At 48.2% G+C, this 16,446-nt stretch carries 18 protein-coding genes; 12 read left to right on the top strand and 6 right to left on the bottom strand.

Annotated elements, in window-relative coordinates:
- Positions 1 to 591 (top strand): CoA pyrophosphatase, encoded by a 591-nt coding sequence (locus RFN81_RS09955; RefSeq protein ID WP_264495701.1) that lies wholly within the window; start codon positions 1 to 3, stop codon positions 589 to 591.
- 164 nt (positions 592 to 755) lie between these two features.
- Here the strand turns inward: RFN81_RS09955 and RFN81_RS09960 are convergent, their stop codons facing one another.
- A complete protein-coding gene (locus tag RFN81_RS09960) occupies positions 756 to 2,315 on the bottom strand; it encodes a TerC family protein (protein WP_264495702.1) in 1,560 nt (519 codons plus the stop codon).
- 565 nt (positions 2,316 to 2,880) lie between these two features.
- On the opposite strand from RFN81_RS09960, the gene manX reads away from it, so the two are divergent.
- The 5 genes from manX (at position 2,881) to mntP (ending at position 7,184) form a co-directional block, all read left to right on the top strand.
- Positions 2,881 to 3,846 carry a PTS mannose transporter subunit IIAB gene (gene manX, locus RFN81_RS09965; protein WP_264495703.1) on the top strand — a complete coding sequence of 322 codons (966 nt, stop codon included), beginning with the start codon at positions 2,881 to 2,883 and terminating at the stop codon, positions 3,844 to 3,846.
- Between the two features lie 155 nt (positions 3,847 to 4,001).
- Complete coding sequence (locus RFN81_RS09970) at positions 4,002 to 4,799, top strand: PTS mannose/fructose/sorbose transporter subunit IIC (protein ID WP_264495704.1); 798 nt, start codon at positions 4,002 to 4,004, stop codon at positions 4,797 to 4,799.
- 14 nt (positions 4,800 to 4,813) lie between these two features.
- Positions 4,814 to 5,656 (top strand): PTS mannose transporter subunit IID, encoded by an 843-nt coding sequence (locus tag RFN81_RS09975; RefSeq protein WP_264495705.1) that lies wholly within the window; start codon positions 4,814 to 4,816, stop codon positions 5,654 to 5,656.
- A gap of 70 nt (positions 5,657 to 5,726) precedes the next feature.
- Positions 5,727 to 6,185, top strand: coding sequence for a DUF986 family protein (locus RFN81_RS09980; protein WP_264495706.1), 459 nt, complete (start codon positions 5,727 to 5,729; stop codon positions 6,183 to 6,185).
- Positions 6,186 to 6,611: 426 nt separating this feature from the next.
- Entirely contained in the window at positions 6,612 to 7,184 is a 573-nt protein-coding gene (gene mntP, locus RFN81_RS09985; protein ID WP_264495707.1) for a manganese efflux pump MntP, read from the top strand.
- Positions 7,185 to 7,307: 123 nt separating this feature from the next.
- Here mntP and rlmA read toward each other — a convergent pair whose 3' ends face one another.
- The 3 genes from rlmA to RFN81_RS18750 form a co-directional block, all read right to left on the bottom strand.
- Positions 7,308 to 8,138: a 23S rRNA (guanine(745)-N(1))-methyltransferase gene (gene rlmA / locus RFN81_RS09990; protein WP_264495708.1), complete on the bottom strand. Its 831-nt coding sequence runs from the start codon at positions 8,136 to 8,138 to the stop codon at positions 7,308 to 7,310.
- A gap of 106 nt (positions 8,139 to 8,244) precedes the next feature.
- Positions 8,245 to 8,454: a transcription antiterminator/RNA stability regulator CspE gene (gene cspE, locus RFN81_RS09995; RefSeq protein WP_005968829.1), complete on the bottom strand. Its 210-nt coding sequence runs from the start codon at positions 8,452 to 8,454 to the stop codon at positions 8,245 to 8,247.
- 46 nt (positions 8,455 to 8,500) lie between these two features.
- On the bottom strand, positions 8,501 to 8,635 hold the full coding sequence (locus RFN81_RS18750; protein WP_334585370.1) for a DUF2627 domain-containing protein: 135 nt from the start codon (positions 8,633 to 8,635) through the stop codon (positions 8,501 to 8,503).
- 948 nt (positions 8,636 to 9,583) lie between these two features.
- Here RFN81_RS18750 and RFN81_RS10000 point away from each other — a divergent pair.
- From RFN81_RS10000 to RFN81_RS10020, 5 genes are all read left to right on the top strand, one after another.
- On the top strand, positions 9,584 to 10,498 hold the full coding sequence (locus RFN81_RS10000; RefSeq protein ID WP_264495709.1) for a metal ABC transporter substrate-binding protein: 915 nt from the start codon (positions 9,584 to 9,586) through the stop codon (positions 10,496 to 10,498).
- On the top strand, positions 10,495 to 11,385 hold the full coding sequence (locus tag RFN81_RS10005) for a manganese/iron ABC transporter ATP-binding protein (RefSeq protein ID WP_264495710.1): 891 nt from the start codon (positions 10,495 to 10,497) through the stop codon (positions 11,383 to 11,385). Before RFN81_RS10000 ends, RFN81_RS10005 begins: the two co-directional genes overlap by 4 nt.
- Positions 11,385 to 12,248 carry a metal ABC transporter permease gene (locus RFN81_RS10010; protein WP_264495711.1) on the top strand — a complete coding sequence of 288 codons (864 nt, stop codon included), beginning with the start codon at positions 11,385 to 11,387 and terminating at the stop codon, positions 12,246 to 12,248. Before RFN81_RS10005 ends, RFN81_RS10010 begins: the two co-directional genes overlap by 1 nt.
- Before the next feature lie 26 nt (positions 12,249 to 12,274).
- Positions 12,275 to 13,102, top strand: coding sequence for a metal ABC transporter permease (locus RFN81_RS10015; protein ID WP_264498935.1), 828 nt, complete (start codon positions 12,275 to 12,277; stop codon positions 13,100 to 13,102).
- Between the two features lie 273 nt (positions 13,103 to 13,375).
- The gene (locus RFN81_RS10020) at positions 13,376 to 14,236 is read left to right on the top strand and encodes a fructosamine kinase family protein (RefSeq protein WP_264495712.1); all 861 of its coding nucleotides are present in this window, start codon (positions 13,376 to 13,378) and stop codon (positions 14,234 to 14,236) included.
- 49 nt (positions 14,237 to 14,285) lie between these two features.
- Here RFN81_RS10020 and RFN81_RS10025 read toward each other — a convergent pair whose 3' ends face one another.
- Positions 14,286 to 14,834 (bottom strand): YniB family protein, encoded by a 549-nt coding sequence (locus tag RFN81_RS10025; protein WP_264495713.1) that lies wholly within the window; start codon positions 14,832 to 14,834, stop codon positions 14,286 to 14,288.
- 223 nt (positions 14,835 to 15,057) lie between these two features.
- On the opposite strand from RFN81_RS10025, the gene hxpB reads away from it, so the two are divergent.
- The gene (gene hxpB, locus RFN81_RS10030) at positions 15,058 to 15,729 is read left to right on the top strand and encodes a hexitol phosphatase HxpB (RefSeq protein WP_264495714.1); all 672 of its coding nucleotides are present in this window, start codon (positions 15,058 to 15,060) and stop codon (positions 15,727 to 15,729) included.
- 74 nt (positions 15,730 to 15,803) lie between these two features.
- Here the strand turns inward: hxpB and RFN81_RS10035 are convergent, their stop codons facing one another.
- Positions 15,804 to 16,136 carry a cupin domain-containing protein gene (locus tag RFN81_RS10035; RefSeq protein ID WP_264495715.1) on the bottom strand — a complete coding sequence of 111 codons (333 nt, stop codon included), beginning with the start codon at positions 16,134 to 16,136 and terminating at the stop codon, positions 15,804 to 15,806.
- Between the last annotated feature and the right edge of the window lie 310 nt (positions 16,137 to 16,446).

Below are 16,446 nucleotides of genomic sequence, written 5' to 3' on the forward strand. Positions count from 1 at the left end.
ATGAGTGAGATAGCTTTGCCGCCTACGACGTTTACGCTGAATCATTTTATTACTCGTTTTCAGTTACAACGCCCGGTAGCGGCGCGCCAGTCGGTGAGTCAATCGCGCCAGGCTGCGGTTTTGGTGCCGATTATGCGCCACGCGGTACCCACATTATTACTGACCAGACGCTCAATGACGCTGCGTAAGCATGCCGGACAGGTCGCCTTTCCCGGCGGCGCTGCAGATATTAGCGATGGTTCAATCATTGATACCGCTCTGCGCGAAGCGCAGGAGGAAGTTGCGATTCCCCCCGATAATGTCCATGTGTTGGGTGTGCTACCGCCAGTGGACAGCGTCAGCGGCTTTCAGGTCACGCCTGTCGTTGGGCTTATCGACGCGCAAACCCGTCTACGCCCAAGTGAAGATGAAGTTGACGAACTGTTTGAAATTCCGTTGGAAGATGCCTTCACGCTCACGCGTTATTACCCGCTGGACATTGAGCGAAAGCAACAACGCCACCGTGTCTACCTCTCCTGGTATCGGCAGCAGTTTGTCTGGGGACTCACGGCCGCCATCATTCACCAGCTTGCGTTGCAGATATCCGTCTAACTGATTTCATACGCTAATTAATGTCAGACGACCGGTTTCATCCAATAGTGCGAACCGTGTGGTAAGCATTGCTCAACATCGAAATGGGCATGGCATGGCTTAAATTGAAAAAGAGCGCTGCCAATCCTGGCAGCGCTCTTTTTATGATGTAGCACCCGGTCCGATTACGCCTCTTCGGCATCCTCTTCCTGGTCTACAACACGTTCGACCCGCACCAGTTCGATACGGTATTCAGATATTTCTACAATTTGGAAACGCAGGTGGTGAAGTTCAATGGTATCGCCAACGTTCGGGAACTCATCACAATGCGCTAACAAGAGGCCTGCCAATGAGGCATAATCCTCTTTTGGATCAACAAGATCGTTACAATCCAACGCTTGCTGCAATGCATGTAAATCCGTTCCGCCCTTCACTAACCAGCCATCCCCATCTGGAATAATTTCCAGCGTTTCATCTTCGTCTGGAAATTCGCCGGCGATCGCTTCCAACACATCCAATGGCGTCACCAACCCTTGCACCACCCCAAATTCATTAGTGACGATGACCAGGCTGCCTTTCGCGCGACGCAGAACCGACAAAAGATTAATCACGTCGAGTGTTTCCGGCACGACGATTGGCGGGTTAGCCGCGGCAAAGCTTTCCACATCAGTCTGCGTTTCAAGAGCGACTAGCAGATCCTTAGCCCGAACAACACCGATAAGTTCATCCAGCGATCCCCGGCAAACGGGGAACAAGCTATGGGGCGTATCCAGCAATTGCATCCGGATCTGTTCAACAGAACTTTCGCTATCCACCCAGGAGATTTCCGTGCGCGGCGTCATTACCGTGCGCAACGAACGCGACGCTAAAGTAAGTACGCCGCTGATCATATTGCGTTCTTCGTCGACGAAAGTCTCTGTGGCGGGTTTATCCTGCGGCTCATCTTCATCCACGTCGTCTGTATTTTTCCTCGTTCCCATCAAGCGCAGAATTGCCTCTGCGGTTCGCTCACGTAAGGGACGGCGTGATTGATGCTTCATAAAGTTGTGACGGGAAATTTGGTTAAACAGCTCGATCAAGATAGAGAAACCAATAGCGGCGTACAGGTAACCCTTAGGAATGTGGAAGCCGAAACCTTCCGCCACCAGGCTTAGGCCAATCATCAGCAAGAAGCTGAGACACAGCACAACCACCGTTGGGTGTTCATTGACAAAATTGGTGAGCGGCTTGGAAGCGAGCAACATGACACCCATCGCGATCACCACGGCGGTCATCATCACACCCAAATGATCCACCATTCCCACGGCGGTAATGACCGCATCCAGCGAGAACACGGCATCCAGCACCACAATCTGCGCCACCACGGCCCAGAAACTGGCGTGTGCACGATTACCATTGCCATCATGCGTTTTATTCTCAAGCCGTTCATGCAGTTCCATCGTTGCTTTAAACAAGAGGAACATACCGCCGAATAACAAGATGAGATCGCGTCCAGAGAAGCTGAAATCACCGAGGCTGAAAAGTGGACGTGTCAGGGTGACCATCCAGGAAATCAAAGACAACAGACCCAGACGCATTAACAACGCCAGGCTTAAACCGATAATGCGGGCTTTATCTCGCTGTTTGGGGGGTAGTTTATCCGCCAAAATGGCGATAAACACCAGATTGTCGATACCCAAAACAATTTCAAGTACCACCAGCGTCAATAAACCTGCCCAGATTGAAGGATCTAGCAAAAATTCCATGTCAGACTCCAGAAAATGAACGAGCAGATGACATCAATGCGCAAACCACATTGAATGGTAATAAAAAGAATTGGTGTGAATCAGAGAGATTCTGAACGTGGCCAGCATGACCCGTTAAGTATAAAAAACCGCCAGCATTAGCGGAGAAACAGAGAATGTTTTGTCGGTGACAGTCCATGGGAAGGGCTGATGCCCAGTGCTCCTAAGCAATTTAAGGGATATTTACTCTAACAGGTTGTTACCAATTTTCACAAAGAATTTCTTAGATCGGTTTTGTATCGATAACCCGTTCACATTCCCCTGTTTCCTCTGCGATAAGCAACCTCATTAACTGATCAGCATTAGAGCGCTATCACACTATTTATTTTTTCGATGACTAAAATAAATCTGTCGGTACAGTTTCCTATCTGACGACCTGGTAGAGCATAGTGATTGTCATGAACCCGCGGTAATTTTTTATCGATACCCCTATCGTGTATCGTGACCGTTAACGTTCCCTAGCCGAACGCTAACCCTGGTTTCTGACACCTTGGCTCTTTTGATCGTGAACGTGAAGAGGTAGCAAATGAGTATTGCAATCATGTTATGCACTCACGGCGCCACTGCGGGACCGCTATTGAAGACAGCGGAAATGATTCTGGGCGAACAAAGCAATGTCGCCTGGATAGATTTTGTTCCCGGAGAAAACGCCGAAACATTGATAGAAAAATATCAGGAAAAACTCTCACAGTTAGACACCTCACAAGGCGTACTATTTCTCGTTGATACCTGGGGAGGTAGCCCGTTTAATGCGGCCAGTCGTCTTGTCGTGGACAAAGAAAACTATGAAGTTGTCACAGGCGTTAACATCCCTATGCTCGCAGAAACGTTTATGGCGCGAGACGATAATCCCTCTTTTGTCGATCTGGTGTCTGTCGCGCTGGAAGCCGGTAGAGATGGCGTAAAAGCACTGAAACATCAGAAAACGGCCGACATCGTGCCGCCTCCCTCCTCCCCGGCCCAAGCGCATCCACCTCTGACGCCGGCCAATCCCGGCGAACATATGAAAATTGGCCTGGCGCGCATTGACGATCGATTAATTCACGGGCAGGTAGCCACACGCTGGACGAAGGAAACTAATGTTTCACGCATCATCGTCGTCAGCGACGAAGTCGCCGCCGATAACGTTCGCAAAACGTTATTGACTCAGGTTGCGCCACCGGGGGTTACCGCTCACGTCGTGGATGTCGCTAAGGCCATTCGTGTTTATAACAATCCGAAATATGCCGCTGACCGTGTCATGTTACTGTTCACCAATCCAACAGACGTATTAACTTTGGTCGAGAATGGCGTAAATATTACCTCAGTCAATATTGGCGGTATGGCATTTAAGCAGGGGAAAATTCAGGTAAATAATGCCGTCTCTATCGATGAGAAGGACATCGAAGCGTTTAAAGCGTTAGATAAACTCGGCATTGAATTGGAGGTTCGAAAAGTTTCATCCGATAGTCGACTTAAAATGATGGATTTAATTAACAAAATGGCGCGCTGATATCTACGCTGGCCACAAATGTTATTAAACCCGATTATGACAATAGCAAGCATTGTAGACCCGACGATTTTCAAATTCGGCACTGTATTGAAATTGGATAACCGCGGGGATGGTAATTTATTTTTTACTCAGACACATTTTATAGGAGAAGTACGATGGAGATTACCACGCTTCAAATTGTGCTGATATTTCTCGTCGCGTGCGTTTCGGGGATGGGCTCGATTCTCGACGAATTCCAGTTCCACCGCCCGCTCGTCGCCTGTACGCTGATAGGTGCGATACTGGGTGATTTAACAACGGGGATCATTATCGGCGGTACACTGGAGATGATCGCTTTAGGATGGATGAATATTGGCGCAGCCGTCGCGCCAGATGCGGCGCTGGCCTCCATTATTTCAACCATTCTGGTTATTGCAGGGGGTCAAGGAATCGGTGCCGGTATCGCGCTGGCAATTCCGCTGGCTGCAGCCGGGCAAGTATTAACCATCATTGTACGTACCATTACCGTTGCCTTCCAACATGCGGCGGATAGCGCGGCTGAGCGAGGAAGTCTGAGGGCCATCAGTTGGATTCACGTGTCCGCCCTGCTGCTACAGGCCATGCGTATCGCAATTCCGGCAGTAATAGTGGCGATCTCCGTCGGCACCGACGCCGTCCACGCCATGCTGAACGCTATCCCAGAGGTTGTGACTAATGGCTTGAATATCGCCGGCGGTATGATTGTTGTCGTAGGCTACGCAATGGTCATTAATATGATGCGCGCGGGTTACCTGATGCCATTCTTCTATCTTGGTTTCGTTACCGCCGCGTTCACCGAGTTTAACCTGGTGGCGCTGGGTGTCATTGGGATTGTGATGGCCGTGCTGTATATCCAGCTCAGCCCGAAATATAACAAAGTTCAAGGTCAGCCCGTTGCTTCAGGCGCCAACGATCTTGATAACGAACTGGATTAACGGGAGTGGGAAAAATGATCGAAAATACTAACGTCAAGAAACTCACTAATAGCGATATCCGCGCGGTGTTTATTCGCTCCAACCTATTCCAGGGTTCCTGGAACTTTGAACGTATGCAGGCGCTCGGTTTTTGTTTTTCCATGGTGCCCGTGATCCGTCGGCTTTATCCCGAAAATTCGGACGAGCGTAAACAGGCGATAAAACGCCATCTTGAGTTCTTCAATACCCATCCTTTCGTAGCAGCCCCGGTGCTGGGTGTTACCATGGCCATGGAAGAACAACGTGCGAATGGCGCCCCCATTGACGATGCGGCGATAAACGGCCTGAAGGTCGGTCTGATGGGGCCACTGGCTGGAGTCGGCGACCCGATATTTTGGGGGACTGCCCGTCCTGTCTTTGCCGCACTGGGCGCAGGAATTGCGATGAGCGGTAGTTTGTTAGGACCGATCCTCTTCTTCGTCCTGTTTAACCTGGTTCGCCTATTGGTCCGCTACTATGGCGTGGCCTATGGTTATCGCAAGGGGATCGATATCGTTAGTGATATGGGCGGCGGCTTCCTGCAAAAAATGACCGAAGCAGCGTCTATCCTCGGCTTATTTGTAATGGGAGCCTTGGTCAATAAGTGGACTCATGTCAATATTCCAATGGTCGTGTCGACCGTGACGAATCAGAATGGAGAAACGACGGTGACCACGGTGCAATCCGTGCTTGACCAACTCATGCCTGGGCTTGTTCCTCTATTGTTAACGTTCGGCTGTATGTGGTTACTACGGCGCAAAGTAAACGCGCTATGGCTCATCATGGGCTTCTTTGCGATTGGTATCTTTGGATACTGGATCGGGCTGCTAGGCGTGTAATCCTCGTTAGCCAGGCGTTAAATCGCCTGGCTTTTTATTCACTAAGCTTAAATGGGTAAGGCCTTTGACGATGACAATAACGGATATCACGCTGGTGGTGCTGATTGCGCTCGCACTCTCCTATGCCGTCTATGACGAGTTCATTATGGATAAGCGTAAAGGGAAAACACGACTTCTTGTTCCTTTGAAGCGAGTAAACCGTCTCGACACACTAATTTTCATCGGTTTAGTCGGCATTCTTATTTATCAAAACGTGATAAATAATGGGGCTGTCATCACCACCTATCTCTTAATTTCCCTGGCTTTTATGGCGTGCTATCTCGCCTATATTCGCCGGCCAAAACTGATTTTTAAATCGACCGGTTTTTTTTATGCTAATACGTTCATTTGTTATAGCAGAATTAAAAATATGAATTTATCTGAAGATGGCGTCCTCGCAATCGATCTTGAGAGACGACGTTTATTGATACAGGTTAATCAGCTTGATGATTTAGAAAAGATATATAATTTTATGATTGAAAATCAATGAGGTACTTTTCCCTTCGCTCTATAATAAATAGCATCAAATTAACACCTCAATCCTTCCGGTATTTTACCCCTGATTTTATTGCCGTTATTTTACACAAAATTTTTACCACCGCAGTCAAATGAAAATAATTATCAATTGCATTATTAACACCTGAAATTTTTGGTGTTGTTTACCGTATAAATAATATGATAAGGTTGCGCCGTCATTGGGGAGTAGCCAATTTTTGATAAACACTATTCATAGTGGGTCATCAAAAATGTTCGTATCAACATACTCGTTTTATCGCTCTTATTTTGAAGAACATAAAACGTGGTGCGGGCGGCCAGAGGCAATTTGGCAGGCGAGACCATAGGCACGTAATATCGTCGTTCGGGTTGGAGACGATATACGTGTATATGGTTAATCGTCCAGCCGAGGCTATTTACAATGAATCTGTCAGCAACACTGATCCTAGCATTTGGTATGTCCATGGATGCCTTCGCCGCGTCAATAGGTAAAGGTGCCGTCCTGCATAATCCTCGCTTTCGTGACGCCATCCGCACTGGCCTCATTTTCGGCGCGATCGAGGCCATCACGCCACTTATCGGCTGGGCCCTCGGTTTCTTTGCCAGTCAATATATCCTCGAATGGGATCATTGGGTTGCGTTTATCCTGTTAGCCATCCTTGGGGGCCGCATGGTTGTTGAAGGGCTTCGGAATACCCCAGATTGTCGCTGCGAGAAAGTTAAAAATCATAGCTTGGCATTGCTAATTTGTACCGCCGTCGCCACCAGTCTAGATGCGATGGCTATCGGCGTCGGTTTGGCTTTTCTTCAAGTCAATATTTTTCATACTGCGATGGTGATTGGCTGTGCCACCATGATTATGGTGACACTCGGAATGATGATAGGCCGTTATATTGGCCCGATTCTCGGTAAAAAAGCTGAAGTCATCGGCGGGCTGGTTCTGATCGGTATCGGCTGTAATATCCTGTATGAGCATCTCGGCTACGCTGCCTAATATATCGGTCATAGGTACGTGGTCAATACTCAGACTTGGTACAGTTCAAATTATTACAGGTAAACAAAGCGTTAATCTCAACGGGCTAGACAGTATCTCATAGCCCGTTTTTGTTCCTTATGTTTATATCACCTCATCGTGCAGTACGCGCTGATGTAAACGAACGATGAAATCCGTTTCGCAGGTAAACACCGGCATTGCCTGTAACCGCTCGCGAACCCCCGGCTTAGCCCGCCAGGCGAAAGGCGTCATCTGTAATAAAGCCGCCGCTTCCTGCCCGACGAGCTGCATCGGGTAAGTAAGTTGATGCAGCTCTTTAAGCTGAAAGCCAGAAAGCACTTCATCTTTGCTTGGATGCAGATGTACATCATCGTAAACTTCTGCCTTTAATTGATAAAGATGCTTGGGGCCCGGCGATACTGTTATCACCCACCCTCCAACCTTAACCGTGCGTTTTAATTCGGTTTCATTGCAGGGCGCATAAATTTTTACAACCGCATCAAGGGAACGATCCTGAAAAGGCAGCCTCTGGCTGGAAGCGACACAAAACTCAACGTTGTTGTACCGCTTCGCCGCACGCTGTATTGCTGCCTTAGAAACATCTAACCCATATATTGTCATTACCTTGTGCGATAGAAGTCGTCGTGCTAACGCCGCCGTGTAATATCCCTCTCCGCAACCGATATCCAGCAATGCCGTAGCATCATCCGGCACAATAGGCTCAAGGTGTTGCGCCACAGCATCACGTAACGGTTGATAATGACCAGCCTCCAGAAAACGGCGCCGCGCTTGCATCATTTCGGCGCTATCGCCCGGTTGTTTTGAGCGCTTAAACTGCACGGGCAGCAAATTAACGTATCCCTCTTTTGCGCAATCAAAACTATGTATACCACACGTCCATTGCCGCAGTTGCCTTACCAGAGGCGACTGACATAGCGGACACTGATAACTCATCTGCACCTTATTCCTCATTAGACTCATCTGCACGACGGTGCAGAGACAAATAAACGCAGATAACAAAAAACCCGCACCATGGCGGGTTCTGCAACGAAACGGTAAATTACAGCGCGGTGACGTTTACTGCGGAAGGACCTTTCTGGCCATCCTGAATTTCGAACTCTACATTCTGACCTTCGGCCAAGGTTTTAAAACCATTACCTTGAATTGCAGAGAAGTGAACAAATACATCTTTGCTGCCATCAGCAGGCGTAATGAAACCAAAACCTTTAGACTCGTTGAACCACTTAACCTGACCTTTAATCTTTGCCATTTCAAATATTTCCTTCACTTTAATTGTTTAAACCGCCCAATAGGCGTTATACAGACAAACCAAAGTCGTTACTGCTTGAGGCACTAAGATAAGGATCGGCAGAGAAGCAGCATGCAACGTTAAAGGTTGTACCTGATTCTTCGGTTGTACCTGACTCTTCTTTACTGAAAATGCCATTCATATACAGAACTGTACCTCGTTTTACCCATATTTGTTATTACACACTCTCAAAACGATGGCAAGCCCTTTTTCACCAATTATGATACGTAGCACACATTCATTTGATCCCTATGGCCGTAATACACGACGATGTATCGCCAATACTTATATTTGTGAGCCATGCCCACTGCTAAAAAAACAAAACCCATTTTTATTCAATAAGATAAAAATGTTTGACCCTCATCGCATTTCCGATATCGCATCCCTGCTTACATAACAAAAAATGATGTTTAGAATTCTCAATGAAGGATATAGATATATCACATTCCCGGCTTACCATCGGTCACGCTTATATCAATATTGAAAATTGATTGTCATTTTCATGTCATCATTATCTCGTCAAGGGATGCCATCCAATAATAGAAACTATTTTCAATCTAACCTTTCGTAAACTCAGGAATTAACTCGTCTGAATCAACAATACAATGAGCCCTACTAAAAAAACCAATAGTACCAAACTCGCCAATTTCCAACGTCGTTCTGATTTTGCACTCATATTACAGCTAATCCTTTCTTGTATAAAATAGCGACATGACTCACATTCCTTATCGTTTATCGGCAGATATCGGCGCATTCTTAAGGCCTCAGAACATTTCTCTTACTCGTTGGTGTGCTTTTCACCATCGGTATCGCTTACGCAAAAACGATGCAACAACGTTTCACCGCAACCGTTAGACATTTATTGTAACCTTGAGTAGGATTCATTAAATTAAAGAAACACTTTTGTTACCTTAAGGAGCATGATGCGTTTTCTGTCCTTGCAAGTGCGTCCGTCGAACCCGCTAGCCTCTGTCGCCAATATCACAAGATACCCTTCAGTCTCTACGTCCCGCATTTTTATGCCTCTTGACTTAAATGATATTGATAATTATTCTCATATAGTGTTTTCACGCTTTGTAAGGATATCCACATGATCGGTTTCTATGCTCATTTATCTAAGCGGTTCAACCGAACTGCACTGTTATTCACCTTATTGATGTTAATCGGAATTCCAGCTCAGGCGGCCGAAAAACTTAAAGTCATTACCACCTTTACTATCATTCAAGACATCGCACAGAATATTGCAGGCGATGCCGCAACGGTTGAATCGATCACTAAACCCGGTGCAGAAATTCACGACTACCAACCGACGCCACGCGACATTGTTAAAACACAGTCTGCTCAGTTAGTACTGTGGAACGGTATGAACCTAGAACGCTGGTTCACCCGTTTTTTCGAGAATGTGAAAAACGTGCCAGCCGTTGTCGTGACGGAGGGGATTACTCCACTGCCTATCCGGGAAGGCGCTTATAATGGCAATCCCAATCCACATGCCTGGATGTCACCTTCTAACGCATTAATTTACATCGATAATATACGTAACGGTTTGATTCAGGCCGACCCAGCTAATGCGGAAATTTACAATCGCAACGCAAAAGCCTACGCTGAAAAAATTAAAGCGCTGGATGCCCCACTGCGCGAACGCCTTTCCCGCATTCCAGAACAGCAGCGTTGGTTAGTCACCAGTGAAGGCGCATTCAGTTATCTGGCAAAGGATTACCAGTTTAATGAGGTGTACCTCTGGCCGATTAATGCTGACGAACAAGGCTCGCCCCAGCAGGTACGCCGAGTGATTGATACCGTACGCGAGAAGGCTATTCCCGTCGTATTCAGTGAGAGTACCGTTTCCGATAAACCGGCGAAACAGGTCAGTAGAGAAACAGGCGCAAAATATGGCGGTGTCCTATATGTGGATTCACTGTCTACCGCTGACGGCCCCGTTCCAACCTATATCGATCTGTTACAAACGACGGTGGAAACCATCGCTAAAGGATTTAATCAATGAACCACATTCGCACCGTACAATCTTTAGACGTTAACGATGTGTCGGTGACTTATAGCAACGGACATCAGGCCATTCGTCACGCCTCTTTTTCTCTGACAGATGGTACGATTTGCGCCTTGGTTGGCGTGAATGGCAGCGGAAAATCGACGTTGTTCAAAAGCATCATGGGGTTGGTTAAGCCAACCTCCGGGCAAGTCCTCCTGAATCAACAGCCTATCTACCATGCGCTAAAACAGAACCTGGTTGCCTATGTACCACAAACGGAAGAGGTGGATTGGAATTTCCCTGTTCTGGTCACAGATGTGGTGATGATGGGCCGCTACGGGAGAATGAATTTTCTACGTATACCCAGCAAACAAGATCGTGCCATTGTAGCGGAATCTCTGGAGCGCGTCGGGCTTTCGACGCTGCAACATCGCCAAATCGGGGAGTTATCCGGCGGTCAGAAAAAACGCGTTTTCCTGGCTCGCGCATTGGCCCAGCAAGGTAGCGTGTTACTGCTTGACGAGCCGTTTACCGGTGTTGATGTCAAGACAGAAAACGCTATTATCGATCTGCTACGAACCCTGCGCGATGAAGGACATTTGATCTTAGTGGCGACGCATAATCTTGGCAGCGTTCCCGAATTTTGCGACAACGTAATTCTGGTCAATCGTACCGCCTTAGCCGCAGGGCCGACACACAGCACCTTTACCCAAAGCAATTTGGAAAAAACGTTTGGCGGCGTTTTACGTCATATCAACCTCGGCGGCCCTCATCTTCACGATGACGACGATGTCCGTTCGGTGACAGTGTTGACTGACGATGAACGGCCTGCCGTGTTCTATGGGTCGACCAAGAGCGACCCGCCGGCCTCGCGTGGGAAACCGGGGGAGAAAACGTCCTGATGACCGATATTCTGTTGCAGCCATTCCATTATAACTACATGGTCAGGGCAATCTGGGTCAGTGCGCTCGTTGGCGGCGTATGCGCTTTTCTCTCGGCCTATTTGATGCTAAAAGGCTGGTCGCTGATGGGCGATGCGCTGTCCCATTCCGTTGTCCCGGGCGTTGCAGGCGCGTATGCATTAGGTTTACCCTACGCCGCAGGCGCATTTTTTACTGGCATGCTAGCCGCTCTGGCCATGACGTTAATTCGCCACATTACCCGCTTGCGCGAAGATGCCATTATTGGTTTTATTTTCTCGACGTTTTTCGCCGTCGGTCTACTGATTATTTCGCTCAATCCCACGTCGATTAATGTCCAGTCCATTATTTTCGGCAACATTTTGGGTATTGCCGATGAAGACATTCTACAAGTTGAAATTATCATCGGCGTGACGTTCGTGATTCTCTGCCTGTTATGGAAAGATCTGCTGGCCGTCTTCTTTGATGAGAACCACGCTCGTTCGGTTGGCCTTTCCCCCTTAAAACTGAAAATTTTGTTCTTTACCTTGCTGAGTGCCTGTACTGTCGCCGCATTGCAAACCGTCGGGGCTATTCTGGTGATCGCGATGGTCATTACGCCCGGTGCTACCGCTTATCTGCTCACCGATCGTTTTGGCCGCATGATTGTGATCGCGATTACCTTAGGGGCGGTCACCAGCGCCGTCGGTGCCTATCTGAGTTTTTTCCTTGACGGTGCAACCGGTGGCGTCATTGTCACATTGCAAACCGTCGTATTCCTCTTGGCGTTTGTCTTTGCCCCTAAACATGGCTTACTGGCATCACGTCGCCTGCGGCTACGCGATCAATCGGGAGATGCGCTGTGACATTGATTAGCTGGCTTCTTGAGCCGATGGCCTATCCATTCATGCAGCGGGCGCTACTTGCCGCCGTTGTTACCGGTACGGTCTGCGCGGTGTTATCGTGTTATCTGGTGCTAAAAGGCTGGTCGCTAATGGGCGATGCCATATCCCATGCCGTATTGCCGGGCATCGTCGTCGCTTTTTTACTGGGGATCCCACTCGTCATCGGCGCTTTCGCTTCTGGTATTTTTTGTGCCATAGCAACGGGATATGTTAAGGAACATAGCCGGGTCAAAGAAGATACCGTTATGGGAATTATCTTTTCCGGTATGTTCGCGCTGGGCCTGGTGATGTTTGCACGCATTGATACCGATCAGCATCTGAGCCATATTCTGTTTGGCAATGTATTAGGGATTACCCGCCAGGAACTGACGCAAATATTACTGATTGCCGGGGTGACACTAGCGATCATCTTGTTAAAACGACGAGATTTCATGCTGTATTGCTTCGATCCTAATCATGCCCGCGTCATTGGCCTTCCCGTCAAGTTGCTACACTATGGGTTGCTGAGCCTGCTGGCGATGACTATCGTCGCTTCTTTACAAGCCGTCGGTGTTATTTTGGTGATAGCGATGCTTATTGCCCCCGGAATTATTGCCTTTATGGTTTGTAAACGCTTTGAGCTTATGGTGCTTGTCGCGACGCTGGTTTCCGTCATTTCCTGCGTTACCGGCACCTTAATCAGTTTCTATATCGATGGTGCAACCGGCCCCTGTATTGTCATCGTTCAGGCGTTATTCTTCACAGTAGCGTTGACCTATCATCAGCTTAAACAGCGCCGTAGAGTGGCCTCAACAACGGTTACTGACGCGCACTAATGCGTCCGCCGCTTTTGGCATGACATAACCGGACACTGCCGTCGGTTATGTCATGCTTGATGTACATAGCATTGATAATGCGGATGAGTAAAAGGATACCGCATCCTCTTTCACGCGTTTTTTGAATACGTGGCTATACTGGTTTATCGCTATCTTCAGCTATCGGTTATCAGTGTGCGATGGATTCCACTTTTATTGCACGCAATAGGTTACCGTAAATAAGCGCTCAATAGACTGCATCGTATCGGGTAACATTAGCGAGAGGATGACCTTATGTGGCACGCAATTAGCCGAGTGTTGGCAGCACATCTTGGTACGGCGACTATTCAGGATTACCGCGAATTATCCAGCGGCGAAATACACTCAGCCTGGTACGTCCGCTACGGCGAACATGACATTTTTGCAAAATGCGATAGTCGTGACATGTTGGCTAAATTCACGGCTGAAGCCGATCAACTCAACTTACTCAAACGCAGTAATACAGTCCGCGTACCTGAGGTTTATGGCGTTGGCAGCTCACGCGACCATAGTTTCCTATTACTGCAATATTTGCCTATCAAACCGCTAGACGCACACAGCGCATGGCGATTGGGCGAACAGTTAGCCCGTCTGCACCAGTGGAGCGATCAACCACAATTTGGCTTGGATTTCGATAACGATCTTTCCACAACGCCACAGCCAAACAGTTGGCAGCGCCGCTGGGCAACCTTTTTCGCCGAGCAAAGGATTGGATGGCAGTTACAGCTGGCGGCAGAAAAAGGCATGCACTTTGGCCATATTGACACACTGATCGCACGCACTGAGGAACGCCTTTCCGGCCACCAACCACCCCCTTCGCTCTTACACGGCGACCTGTGGCCGGATAATTGTACTAATAGCAATAATGGGTGTTATCTGTTCGATCCGGCCTGCTATTGGGGCGACAGAGAGTGCGACCTCGCCATGCTGCCACGCTATCCCACGTTGCCTCCACAGCTTTATGATGGTTACCAAAGCGTATGGCCGCTGGATAAAAATTTCATCGATCGCCAGCCCCTCTACCAAATTTACTATCTGCTTAACCGCGCCAATCTTTTTGGCGGCAAACATATTGTCGAAGCACAGCAGCTTATTGAGCAGCAGCTTTTACCCTAATTCGGCAATCCGTCATCGTCTGGCGCTAAGAATCGCGCCAGACGCCCTTTCAAACCGGGAAACCAAGCAGGCGTAATCCCAGATACCCAATGCCCACGATAATCACCGGCAAAATATAAAGCGGGAAGATTTGCACAAAAAAAGGATGACCAGGAACGACGACGCGAGATTCCAGCGTCTCGCGCGAATTCCCACCGCCTTCCTTCATCTTTTCCAGAATCAGTTGATCTTCAATGCCTTCCTTTATGGCTTTTACCTGACGCGACATCCGCGCCCCTGCAACCTGTAACGCGAGACCAACAAAAATCACAGCGTAGATCAACCAAAACATCAGTGTTGCAGCACTGAAAAAGTGGGTAAAATCGGGCACTGGCGAGTTATACCAAAAAAGATTTAGAAACGGTGTGTTAAAGCGCACCATATCGATCATCAAATGCAGAAAATCCAGAAGGACAGCGTCAATCCCCGGTGTTTTCTGAGTAAATGTGTAAAGATAGCTAGCCAGTGATACCAACGTTGAAAGTAGCGCTGGAATAAAAAGGATCCATCCCGCGATACGTTTGACGATGGCAATAATACCAGCCTGTTGATACGTCATGAGAACCCCTTCTTAGCGACGCAACATAGGTAATGTCTTGTTTTAGTACGACGAGTAGCCTACTTTAAGTATAGGCACAGTCAATAGATTATCCCTCACACTGGCGGATAAAGCACGATAGTAACGAGACTCCAGCGCACGCCGTAGGGCCGAGGTGTTGAGCATTATCCAGCTTACTTAACCCGTTTTCCCTTAAATACGCTTTACTGACGGAGGCAGTCATATGTCCTGTGATTCTACAATACGCGCAGCAATCTTCGATATGGATGGGTTGCTGATTGATTCAGAACCACTTTGGGATAAGGCTGAATTGGAAGTGATCGCCTCGTTAGGCATCGATACTTCGCTACAAGACTCAATGAAAGATACACTAGGTTTACGTATTGATATGGTTGTTGATCTCTGGTACCAACGCTCCCCCTGGCCAACGCCCGCTCGTCATGAGGTTGTCCGGCGTATTATCGAACGCGCCGTTGAGCTTGTTACTGAACGGCGGCCTCTTCTACCCGGCGTCGAACATGCCCTACAATTGTGCCGGGCGCTGAATCTTAACATTGGGCTGGCTTCAGCCTCTCCGCTCCATATGCAGCAGCACGTTCTACGCATGTTTAATCTGGATCACTATTTCGATGTTTTAATGTCAGCCGAAGCGCTACCGTATAGTAAGCCCCACCCTGAAGTGTATTTGAATGCCGCGGCCAAACTTGGCGTCCCGCCAACGCAATGCGTTACGCTAGAGGATTCGGTGAACGGTATGATCGCCACCAAAGCGGCACGGATGCGTTCGATCGTGATCCCGCCCGCAGGGTTACGCACTGACGCACGTTGGGCATTAGCCGACAAGAAACTGGATTCGCTGGAAGCGTTGAGCGCTGAACACCTCACAGGCACATAAATACTACGCTAAGCGTGTGCCACATGGGGTAATGTGAACGCGTGACCAAGATAAGAGGGCCACGCGTCAGCGGGTTACAGGAAATCCGCTCGTTTTGGCGAAAAGGTATCGATCAGCACGCTGCCATCTTCCAATGACACGACGCCATGCATCTCATTTTTGACGGCCATATAGGCGTCGCCCTTTTTCAGAATGCGTTTTTCACCTTCAATCACAACTTCAAAACTGCCTGCCGCGACATAGGCGATCTGATCGTGAATCTCGTGAAAGTGAGGCGTACCAATAGCGCCTTTGTCGAAGTGCACGCAAACCATCATTAGCTCATCGCTCCAGGTAATGATTTTACGTTTAATCCCGCCACCCAACACTTCCCACGGCGTTTCATCGTCAATAAAGTATCTTCTCATGATCTCTCCTTTAACACGTCTATTACCATACCTTGGATTGCGTCAACGATTGTGCATGACGACAAGGGTATGTCTAGGGATTCCGACATCTTAGCGACATCAGTACCAGAAGAAACATAAAATAAGCAAAACCATGACGCCCCTCAAGAAATAAATAAAACATTATTTCATTTTTATTGAATTCGCATCTCATCCAAACTATCATCCCGTTTAACAAGAAAGAACCGGGCATGCAGGGGAATAAATGTCGTTGTCACTGCCACGCAATTTCATTTGTTTCGCCCGGTGCTTTCACCCGGAACGCTACCTT

This window comes from Pectobacterium cacticida (assembly GCF_036885195.1).
GTDB classification, from domain to species: domain Bacteria; phylum Pseudomonadota; class Gammaproteobacteria; order Enterobacterales; family Enterobacteriaceae; genus Pectobacterium; species Pectobacterium cacticida.